12 protein-coding genes are annotated in these 10,157 nt (G+C 60.5%); 9 read left to right on the top strand and 3 right to left on the bottom strand.

Annotation, left to right across the window (positions count from 1 at the left end):
- Positions 1-68: 68 nt before the first annotated feature.
- The gene (locus ACN2XU_RS23195) at positions 69-380 is read right to left on the bottom strand and encodes a VOC family protein (RefSeq protein WP_419412729.1); all 312 of its coding nucleotides are present in this window, start codon (positions 378-380) and stop codon (positions 69-71) included.
- 47 nt (positions 381-427) lie between these two features.
- Between ACN2XU_RS23195 and ACN2XU_RS23190 the strand changes: the two genes are divergently transcribed.
- Positions 428-1,216, top strand: coding sequence for an HTD2 family dehydratase (locus ACN2XU_RS23190; protein ID WP_419412728.1), 789 nt, complete (start codon positions 428-430; stop codon positions 1,214-1,216).
- 75 nt (positions 1,217-1,291) lie between these two features.
- Here the strand turns inward: ACN2XU_RS23190 and ACN2XU_RS23185 are convergent, their stop codons facing one another.
- Positions 1,292-1,981 carry a sugar transferase gene (locus ACN2XU_RS23185; protein WP_419412727.1) on the bottom strand — a complete coding sequence of 230 codons (690 nt, stop codon included), beginning with the start codon at positions 1,979-1,981 and terminating at the stop codon, positions 1,292-1,294.
- A 904-nt stretch (positions 1,982-2,885) separates the two neighbouring features.
- Between ACN2XU_RS23185 and ACN2XU_RS23180 the strand changes: the two genes are divergently transcribed.
- The 8 genes from ACN2XU_RS23180 to prfH all read left to right on the top strand — a co-directional run bounded on the left by ACN2XU_RS23180 (position 2,886) and on the right by prfH (position 8,722).
- Positions 2,886-3,500: a ribonuclease D gene (locus ACN2XU_RS23180; protein ID WP_419412726.1), complete on the top strand. Its 615-nt coding sequence runs from the start codon at positions 2,886-2,888 to the stop codon at positions 3,498-3,500.
- Positions 3,501-3,518: 18 nt separating this feature from the next.
- A complete protein-coding gene (lptC, locus tag ACN2XU_RS23175; RefSeq protein ID WP_419412725.1) occupies positions 3,519-4,118 on the top strand; it encodes an LPS export ABC transporter periplasmic protein LptC in 600 nt (199 codons plus the stop codon).
- A gap of 14 nt (positions 4,119-4,132) precedes the next feature.
- Positions 4,133-4,624, top strand: coding sequence for a lipopolysaccharide transport periplasmic protein LptA (lptA, locus tag ACN2XU_RS23170; protein WP_419412724.1), 492 nt, complete (start codon positions 4,133-4,135; stop codon positions 4,622-4,624).
- Positions 4,624-5,382 carry an LPS export ABC transporter ATP-binding protein gene (gene lptB / locus ACN2XU_RS23165; protein ID WP_419412723.1) on the top strand — a complete coding sequence of 253 codons (759 nt, stop codon included), beginning with the start codon at positions 4,624-4,626 and terminating at the stop codon, positions 5,380-5,382. The genes lptA and lptB overlap by 1 nt, the downstream gene beginning before the upstream one ends.
- 257 nt (positions 5,383-5,639) lie before the next feature.
- Entirely contained in the window at positions 5,640-6,203 is a 564-nt protein-coding gene (gene hpf / locus ACN2XU_RS23160) for a ribosome hibernation-promoting factor, HPF/YfiA family (protein WP_419412732.1), read from the top strand.
- A gap of 57 nt (positions 6,204-6,260) precedes the next feature.
- Positions 6,261-6,725 carry a PTS sugar transporter subunit IIA gene (locus ACN2XU_RS23155; RefSeq protein ID WP_419412722.1) on the top strand — a complete coding sequence of 155 codons (465 nt, stop codon included), beginning with the start codon at positions 6,261-6,263 and terminating at the stop codon, positions 6,723-6,725.
- Positions 6,726-6,983: 258 nt separating this feature from the next.
- Complete coding sequence (locus tag ACN2XU_RS23150) at positions 6,984-8,114, top strand: RNA ligase RtcB family protein (RefSeq protein WP_419412721.1); 1,131 nt, start codon at positions 6,984-6,986, stop codon at positions 8,112-8,114.
- Positions 8,111-8,722 carry a peptide chain release factor H gene (gene prfH, locus ACN2XU_RS23145; protein ID WP_419412720.1) on the top strand — a complete coding sequence of 204 codons (612 nt, stop codon included), beginning with the start codon at positions 8,111-8,113 and terminating at the stop codon, positions 8,720-8,722. The genes ACN2XU_RS23150 and prfH overlap by 4 nt, the downstream gene beginning before the upstream one ends.
- Positions 8,723-8,725: 3 nt before the next feature.
- On the opposite strand, the gene ACN2XU_RS23140 is transcribed toward prfH, so the two are convergent.
- Positions 8,726-10,156, bottom strand: coding sequence for a sulfotransferase family 2 domain-containing protein (locus ACN2XU_RS23140; protein ID WP_419412719.1), 1,431 nt, complete (start codon positions 10,154-10,156; stop codon positions 8,726-8,728).
- Position 10,157 lies beyond the last annotated feature (1 nt).

Raw genomic sequence — 10,157 nt, 5'->3', positions numbered from 1 at the left:
CACACCCGCCATGAAACTGAAAATGGCCGCGTAAGTTCTACGGATGCACCCCGTTAAAAAGGGGGAGATTACCGTCCCTTTTCCACGCAGATGCCGTTGGCGGACAGATGGGCGAGCCAGTCCACCAGGGGCGCGTCCGACAGAAAGCACAGATCAGCCGAACCCGGCTTGGGCGTTTTGGCTTTTGGTTCGAACTCATGCCCGGCATGGTGCAGGTTTACTTTCTGCGATCCGAATATCAGCGCCGTGCGCCTGCTGCCATCGGCCGCGTCGAAACCGTGGATCTGCATGCCCAGGGCGGTTTGGTAAAACGCGCAGGTCCGGGCGATGTCAGCGACAGTCAGGACGAGGTGATCGAGGGACTGGACGGCGGGAGGCATGGTTGGAATAACCTTTGGCAAGGGAGAGACCGATGCAGGATGCGCCGATGACCGAGATCCGTCAAACCGATGTACTGGACCTGGCGCGGGCGCATGCGCTGCAACGCGCTCTGGGCGAAGCGCCCGACATCGAGGCCGGGCAGCCGTTGCCACCGTTCTTTCATCAGATCTACTTTTGGGACGCGCAGCCGCCCACGTACCTTGGCCGTGATGGGCATCCAGCCGTTGGGCACGGGCTGATACCGGATCTTGGCTTGCCACGGCGGATGTGGGCCGGAGGCGCGCTTGAGTTCCACGCCCCGCTGCGTGCCGCTGTTCCAGCGCAGAAGATCAGTCGTGTCGAGCGCGTGACGCGCAAAGAGGGGCGAACCGGTCCGCTTGGCTTTGTCACGCTCCGGCACGAGGTGCATCAGGGCGGCACGCTTTGCCTCTCGGACACGCAGGACCTTGTGTACCGCGAAGATCCCGATCCAGCCGCGCCACGACCGGCGCCGCCCGTCGCGCGCACCGATGAAACGGAGTGCGAAGCGGTGGGGTTCGGTTCAACCCTTCTGTTTCGGTACTCCGCGCTGACTTTCAACGGCCATCGCATCCATTACGATCTCGACTATGCCCGCGACGTCGAAGGCTATGCCGGTCTGGTTGTCCATGCGCCGCTCCTTGCGCACCTTCTGATGCGCATGGCGTCCCGGCGAAACCCGATCAAACGCTTCACATTCAGGGCGACCGCACCGCTGATGCATGTCGAGGCCGCAACGCTGTGCCGATGCGATGGGGATATGTGGGTGCGGGGGCCGGATGGGCGGCAATGCCTGATCGCGACCGTGGACCATTGACGCCGTCGGGCAAACGAAAACCCCGCCAAAGCGGCGGGGTTTAATGGTCTACGGTGAGAGAGAAGTAGAGATCGTTCAGCAGCCGGTGCCCTTGAGCACCACTTTGACAGTGCGGAGCATAACGGCGAGATCGGTCATCACGCTGACCTTGCGGAGATACTCAGTGTCGAACTTGGCACGATCGGCAAAGCTCGATTCATTGCGCACGGAAATCTGCCAGAACCCGGTGATGCCGGGGCGCAGAGCATAATACGCGCTGCCGGGATACAGCTCCTGCTGCTCCACCATCATCGGACGCGGGCCAACCAGGGCCATGTCGCCAGTCAGCACATTCACGAGCTGCGGAAGCTCATCGAGCGAGGTCTTGCGGATGAAGCGACCGACGCGGGTGATGCGGGGGTCATTTTTTAGCTTCTGGTCACGGTCCCACTCGGCGCGTGCCTCTGGATTGGCGGCCAGATGCGCTTCGAGCAAGGCGTGGGCGTTCGGCACCATGGAGCGCAGCTTCCACATGTAGAAAATACGTCCGTTGCGGCCGACACGCTTCTGAAAATACAGCGGCGATGCGCCGTCACGCGATATCAGAAAGGCGATCGGAAGCAGGACAAGAAGAACAGGCAGCGAGATCAGTAGGACCAATGTGGTGTCCATGATGCGCTTGAAAACATCACGGTACAAAGGAGAGCGCGGCTTTGTCAGCAGCGCTTCGTCAATCAAAGCCTCGATCTTTGCAGTCGACATCGGCTGGCGAAGATGCAGTGTCAAATTGACCTCCTACGTGTCAAACACAACGAAAAGCCTCTGCCCATCAAGCAAACAAAAAAGAGATCGCCCGCAGCGATATGCATCTCGTTTATGCTTTCCGGTTTGTTCGGTTGCCGATACCAAATCAGCTTCCGTCTCGCAGACTTCCCGTCACTCCCAAAATTGGAGCACCAACCCCCAAGTGCCTTAATTCTCAATGCCGAACAAATTAATGTCACATTTGATCGACATCCGCTTTATGCCCGCCGCAGAGCCGCAGCGTCAACTGATAGTTTTTTGAACACTTAAAGGTTGAATGCGCTCAGGATTTGGGCGACGTTCCTTGGCGGGGGGCAGCGCCTCTGGCCCGTGTATTATTCGCGATCCGATTCAATTCCTGGTCGCACTGATGTCCACGGGGTTGGCCATGGCCACGGTTGTGTCGCCCGTTTCCGGTGCAAACAATCGGCGTCGCAACGCGCCTTCGGGGTAAACAATGAGGCGCCGCTGGGGTCACTGCGCACCAGATCCGGGCAATCTGCGGCTCTTGCTTGTGATCGTGTTGCTGATTTGGAAACAAAGCGCGTGCCACCGGTATTGTCGTCCGCTGGCGTCTGATGCCTTCCATCCCTGCGCAGCGCCCTTTCGGGCTGAAAAATGTCATGGAAATGATACAAGGAATTGAACACGTTGAGGGCGAGCGTCGGCGCTCACGGAGTGTTACAGATCGTGGGATTGACTAAATCCGGCTGTCCGAATCAAGTCAGGCTCTCGCCATATTTGCGCCTTTTTCGGCTCGAATCGCGCCACATTTGACCGAAGTGTCGGCGAAATGTGGCGGACCCCAGCGGGGGCTCGCAGTTGCATGCATCAGGCCCCGCCGGTATGTGCTGCGGGTCGATCGCTGCGTTTTGAAAGGTGAATTATGGCCAACCATCTCCATCAAGGTGACCTGCCGGAGGATCTTGATCTGGGCAAGGTTGTCGCGATCGATTGCGAGACCATGGGCCTGAACCCGCATCGCGACCGGCTGTGTCTGGTGCAACTGTCTGCAGGCGATGGCACGGCGCATCTGGTGCAGATTGCGCGGGGTCAGACCGAAGCACCCAATCTTGCGCGCCTGCTGGAAGATCGCAGTGTGCTGAAGCTGTTTCATTACGGGCGGTTCGATATTGCCGCGATGTACAATGTGTTCGGGGCGCTCGCCGCGCCGGTCTACTGCACCAAGATTGCCAGCCGTCTTGTGCGGACATACACAGACCGTCATGGCCTGAAATCGCTGACACAGGAACTGCTTTCGGTCGACATCTCGAAACAGCAGCAATCCAGTGATTGGGGCGCGGCAGAGCTTACCAACGCGCAGCAGGATTATGCGGCCTCCGATGTTTTGTACCTGCACCGCCTGCGGGAGGCGCTGGATGTTATGCTCGAACGCGAGGGGCGCACCGGGATTGCGCAACGCTGCTTCGACTTCCTGCCGACGCGCGCTCTGCTGGACCTTGAAGGCTGGCCGGATACGGATATCTTTGCGCATGCCTGATAAACGGAGGGCGTGACCATGGCGCGTGGGGTCGGTCTTTATTCGCAGGTCATCGCCTGGCTCAAGATCTTGCTGCCGCTTGTCGCGCTCATTCTGCTGTCGACGCTGTTTATGCTGTCGCGCAGCACCGAGCAGGTTTTCGACGTCCCCTTTGCCGAGGGTCTGACCGGCGACGGCACCAGCCGTGAGCAGGTTGGCAGACCGTATTATGCGGGCACCACGGAAAATGGCGATACGCTGACCATGACAGCCCGATCCGCCGCGCCGGGCGCTGATGGGGTGATCCGGGCGAAAGATCTGTCCGCGCAGCTTCGCATGAAGAATGGCAATGAAATTACCCTCGCCGCGCAGACCGCTACCGTTCGCGACAGCGATCAATGGGCGGATATGGACGGGGGTGTCCGGATCGACAGTTCGACGGGCTATACCCTGACCACGGAGACACTCGGGGCCGCCATCGACCGGATCGAGGCTGAGAGCGGCGGTCCCGTGCAGGGCGATGGGCCGCTGGGGACTCTGGAAGCGGGTAAAATGCGCATCGAATCGCTGCCTGACAGTGGCGACGTTCAACTGCTATTCACGGACGGCGTAAAACTGGTATATACCCCGCAAGATTGAGAAAGTGCTGCCACATGATCCGACGTCTGATTGTTACCCTGCTGATCGCAGGATTGCCTGTTCTTGCACAGGCCCAGCAAGGCACCGCGGTAAAATTCGGGTCCATGCAACAAGATACAAATGCACCGGTCGAAGTGACGGCGGATTCCCTGTCGATCAATCAGACCGACGGAACCGCGCTCTATACCGGGAATGTGGTCATCGTGCAGGGCGACATGCGGCTCGCCGCGCCGCGCGTGCTGGTGGTTTATTCCGAAAGCCAGGGCCGGATTGACCGGCTGGAAGCGAGCGGGGGTGTGACGCTTGTCAGTGGCGATGAGGCCGCCGAAGCGGAGCGCGCCGATTATGATATCGAAGGCGGCTCCGTGACAATGGCGGGCAACGTGCTTCTGACGCAGGGACCGAATGCCCTGACGTCGGAGAGGATGGTTGTCGATCTTGACACCGGCGCGGCCCGAATGATGGGCCGTGTCCGCACTGTTCTGCAGCAAGGTGAGGCGCAGTAATGTCCCGGCCGGAGCTGACGGTTACGGAAGGCACCAGCGGCCTGCGTGTGACCCATTTGCGCAAAAGCTACCGCAAGAAGGTGGTGATCCGCGACGTGACGATGCGTCTGGACCGGGGCGAGGTTGTTGCCTTGCTTGGGCCGAATGGATCGGGCAAGACAACGTCCTTCTATGCCATTGCCGGTCTTGTTAATCCCGACGCCGGCCAAGTCCTGATTGATGGTCAGGATGCGACATACCTGCCGATGTACCGCCGCGCGCGGCTTGGCATTGGCTACCTTCCGCAGGAAATGTCGATTTTTCGGGGGCTCAGTGTCGAGGACAATATCGCCTCCGTTTTGGACATTGCCGAGAAAGACCGCCACCGTCGCCGCGAACGGCTTGAGGAACTGCTCGGCGAGTTTTCGATTGAGCACCTGCGCCGTGCCCCGGCGCTGGCCCTGTCTGGCGGGGAGCGGCGGCGCGTCGAGATTGCCCGCTGCCTCGCCGCCGATCCGAAGTATCTCCTGCTTGATGAGCCGTTCGCCGGGGTCGATCCCATCAGCGTTGGCGATATCCGACATCTTGTTGCGGATCTGAAAAAACGCGGGATCGGGGTCCTGATCACGGACCACAACGTCCGGGAGACCCTGGAGATTGTCGACCGGGCCTATATCCTGCACGATGGCAAGGTTCTGATGTCCGGAACGCCCGAAGAGGTCGTTCGCAACGAAAACGTCAGGCGGGTTTACCTTGGCGACAGCTTTCGGATGGGCTGAGGCTGACCGCGGCAGATTCTCGATGATTTGAACCGGAATTCTGTGCGGTTTCGATTGACAGTCGGGGGCGTTCTCTACTCAAATGACAGTATGACACGCCGCTTCGCTGTATGGCTGACCGAAAGCTCCTTCGCTTCCGAGGGCCGGACTTTTCAAGCCAGAGCGATGGCCTGTCTTCCCTGACCAGTGCGCAAATCACCGGGCATCCGTGCCATGTTTCGTTTTGCGTGCTGGTAAAAACAAAAAAAGGACTGACCATGCGCTATCAGATTACGGGAAAGCAAATCGACGTGGGTGATGCCCTGCAGACTCATGTCAAGACTGAGCTGGGCGCGACGCTGGAAAAATACTCGCAGCGCCCGACCGATGCGAACGTCATTTTCTCCAAGAGCGCACATGAATATGTCTGCGAGATCGTGGTCCATCTGTCGACGGGCCTCAATGCGTCCGCCAAGGCGCATGCCACCGAAATCTACGGGGCCTTCGACGGGTGCGTCGAGAAAATGGACAAACAGATCCGCCGGTACAAGCGTCGCCTGAAAGACCATCATCGCGACCGTACGGAACCCGTTGAACTTCTCGGAGCATCCTCTTATATCCTCGCATCCGATTCTGCCGCGGACGCAGAAGAGCCGGAGACTCTCCAGCCCATCATCGTGGCTGAAATGGAGACCAAGATCCCGTCGCTCTCAGTGGGAGAGGCGGTGATGCAGATGGAACTTGCCGGGGCCCCTGTCCTGGTGTTCAGGAACAATAAGAAGGATGGCTTGAACGTTGTTTACCGGCGCGAGGACGGCAATATCGGGTGGATTGATCCGTGATCTACTGACCGACCGCGTAACGAAAAAATAAACGATGGTCGAGTAAACGGGCAAAACATGAAATTTGTTGATCTCATCAAACCTGGCGGCATCAAGGTCGTCAGCGCAGTCTCAAGCAAGAAGCGTCTGATGCATGACGTCGCGGATCTTGCCGAAGGCGCGCACGGTCTTCCCGCGGGGGCGACCGTCGAGGCTTTGATGGAGCGCGAATCTCTTGGGCCCACCGGCGTGGGGCATGGCGTGGCCTTGCCCCATGCGCGTATTTCCGGGCTTGATGACGTGAGCGGTGTGTTCATCCTGCTAGAAACACCGATCGATTTCGAAGCGGTGGATCGTCAGCCCGTTGATTTGGTTTTTGCCCTCTTCGCCCCGGAAGATGCCGGTGTGGAGCATCTCAAGGCCTTGGCGCTGGTGTCCCGTACGCTGCGCAATGTGGAACTCTGTTCCAAGCTGCGGTCCAATCCGGATCCGGCAACGCTCTACACGATCCTGACCGAATTCGAGGCGGTCAAAGCGGCCTGACCTGTGTGTTGCGCATTTGCCATGGCCGAAGGCCGGCGGTTGAAATGGACCTTTGCGCGAATCGCTGAACACCCTAGTCAGCCGCCATTCAGAAACCCGCAATCAGAGGAGGGCGCAGCATGACACAGCTTCATATCACATCGCTTTCTTCGGATCGGTTGCAGGGCTGACCCGCGCTTCGGCGCTATTCCCGACATTCCCTGGCGATCCTGTTGGCGGCTCCTGACCGGGCCGCAGTCTTTTGTGAAAGACAGGTTTATGGGCAATTCCCCTTTGAGCGGGGTCGCGGATGCGGCCACCGTTACCAAATTTTATACGGAACAGGCATGGATCGAAGGCCGTTCCGAAGATCAGATGACCCAGGTCGCGCAGTGGCCCGGCATGCGCCAAATCGCGGGTTTTCCGGACCTGCATCCCGGACGGCACGGCCCGGTCGGAGCGGCTTTCCTGGCGGATCGTATCTACCCGCAACTGATCGGGCCGGACATCGGCTGCGGGATGGCGCTGTTTGCGCTGGACCTGCCGCCGCGCAGATTGAAGCTCGACAAGGCCGCGCGGAGGATGCGCGTCTTGCAGGATCCGTTCGAAAGGACCCTTGCCGAGACAGCGCTTGAGGCTGCCGGTTTGTCTGCGGGGCCCGGCGTTGAGGGGCTTGGCAGCATCGGTGGCGGCAATCATTTCTGCGAAGTTCAGGAGGTGGTTCACGCGCAGGAGGGCAGCCCAATTGCCAAGGGCACCCTGTGCCTGCTGGTCCATACCGGGTCGCGTGGGCATGGCGCCCGCGTGTTCACCGCGCTGGATGACCCCTGGCGGGACGGGTTTCTGCCCGGCAGCGCGGCGGCGGATGACTACCTGGTGCTCCATGACGTCGCGCAGCGGTGGGCTGCGGTAAACAGGCTGACCATCGCGCGGCGTGCCGCCGAGGCTCTTGGCAGTGAGGTCCGATTGATTTGTGACGCTCCGCACAATCACCTCGCGGCAGTCGATGGCCTGTGGCTTCACCGCAAGGGCGCCGCCGGCCCCGATTGCGGCCTCGCGCCACTTGCCGGATCGCGGGAAACCCACAGCTTTTTGCTGCGCGCGCGGCACGATGCACCGGACGCAGCGCTTGCCTCGCTGTCTCACGGAGCGGGCCGGCGGTATGATCGCGCGTCGATGCACGGGCGGATCAAACGCAGCCGGAGCAGCCTTGCCGCAATGGAGCGGACCGCGCTTGGGGGCAGGGTGATCTGTGAGGATCGCGATCTGATGATTGAAGAAGCCGGTGCCGCCTACAAGGACGCCGGGCACGTCGCGGCGGAACTGGAACGCTTTGGCCTCGCACATCGTATCGCGACAATGGCCCCGCGTGTGACGTTCAAATGCACCCGAACGGAGGGCAAGCGATGAGCATCACGCTTTTGATCAGCAGCGGCAACGGTCCGGGCGAATGCCGTCAGGCTGTTGCACATGTTCTCGCGCGGCTTTCGGCGGAGGCCGAGCCGGGGTCGGTCGATACCGTATTGCGCGCGGCACGCCACGGTCCCGCCTCGGCGGTGATTCGGTTGACCGGGCCCGGGGCGGAACGATTGGCCGTGGCCTGGGAGGGCGTGATCCTCTGGCGCTGTCCGAGCACACTGCGCCCCCGGCACAAGCGCAAGAACTGGTTTGTGCAGGTGTTCCGCCTGCCGGAAGCACAGGACGCCGTGGCGATTGATACGGCGGAGGTCGAGATGCAGGCGATCCGCGCGGGCGGGCCCGGCGGTCAGCATCAGAACAAGACTTCCAGCGCCATTCGTGCACGTTGGCGGGGCTATTGCGTGGTGGCGCGCGATCAACGCTCGCAGCATCAGAACCGGCGTCTTGCGCTCGACCGCCTTCAAGGGTTGGTTGCGGCCGATGAGACGGAGCGAAAGGCCCACGCTCAGGGCACCGCGCATTGGCTTCACCATCAGCTTGAGCGGGGCAACCCGAAGCGTGTGTTCGACGGGCCGAACTTCACGGAGGTTACAGCGTAAGGCTCAAGCCCAATCGTCAAAGCCGAACATGATGTAATCGCGCTGATACGCCTCTCGGGCCAGCGCTTCGATCTGGTCGTCATAAATTTCCGCCAGCGAGTAGGGCGCGGAGTTCGGAATCTGGACCGGGTCGGGCGGCGCGAGGTGCCCGACCTGCATCGCGAGGGCGGGCAGATAGCCCTCCATCTCGTCCTCACGGACGATCATGTCGGGCAGCGTAAATTCGGCCATGCCCTGGATGCATTGCGCCTGTGTGGCCCAATGGGCGTCGACGCGTACGGCAGTCTGGCCGGAGAGGTTCGCCTTGACCCAATCCAACCAGGCGGTGAAGGCGATGCGGTGGTCTGCGGCGTCATAGGCCGCGCCAGGCTCGCCTTCCGGAATCGGCAGATTGTGCGCGCGGCGCAGCGTCTTGCGTATACCGGCAAAACTGCCTTTCCTGGTGGTCAGGATCTTTGTGCAAAAAGCCTCGTGCGCCCGTGCGAGAGGGTGGCGGACAACGGTAAAGCTGCGGTGGCCGGGCCGTTCGCGTTTCCAGCTGCGCAGGCTCCCTTGGGTGAATTTGGACTCGAGCGCGTTTTCCTTCACGTCATCAAGGGCGCAAAGCCATCTTACGACTGCGGCCTCCGGCCCCGACCGCACAGGCATGTAAATCAAAGGCGTCTTCGCACCCGCGACGTAGGAGGGCACGACCGGACCGCGCCGCGGCTCGAAATTCGGGGTGCGGGACAGGTTGAACCGGTCCATCCGCGCCAGCGCATCGGCCATTTGATCAAAGTTTTCGACCTTTTCCGAGGCCGGCTGCGGATTTTGGCGTTTCAGCGCGGTGTTGAGGCTGTCCAGAGAGGACGTGACCCCAAGCCACCGCGCCAGCCCGTTCATGACCTCAACGTCCTGTAGATCGTCATAGTCGATGTAGAACGCCGTTTGCGCCGTGGTTTGCAGGGCCTTCATCAATATGATCTGGAAACTCTGCAGCTCGGACAGATGTGCCTCGAATTCATCCGCGTCAAATTGGGCCTGCGCATCCTTGCGCCGTTTGACGTTGGTCAGTTTCCATTGGCCTGTGGCCTGCGCGATCTTCCTGCTGATGTAGCTGTCGGCCGGATTGCGGGTCAGGATGATCTTGGCAATGCGTGGATCGGACAGCAGCGTTTCGAGCACGCGCGGATCATGGTCGTGAAAATAGCGAAAGCCGCCGATTCCGTCGTGCGTCTCTTGCCGGATCGTTTCGAGCAGTGTCTCGGGCGCGTTGTCCCGCTCTTCTTGCGTGACGCCGAGAATGTCATCCGAATTCGGATAGCCGATAAAATGCGGATTGAACGCCTCGCCGTGACAGGTAATGCCGTCCATCGCATTCAGGTTCGCTTCAAGGAAATTGGATCCGGTTCGCATTTCGGCAAACACAACGAAGCAGTCGAAGCGATCTGACATG

It is taken from the genome of Pacificoceanicola niger (assembly GCF_048553275.1).
Taxonomy (GTDB): domain Bacteria; phylum Pseudomonadota; class Alphaproteobacteria; order Rhodobacterales; family Rhodobacteraceae; genus Pacificoceanicola.
This window is presented reverse-complemented; position numbering and strand designations above follow the sequence as displayed.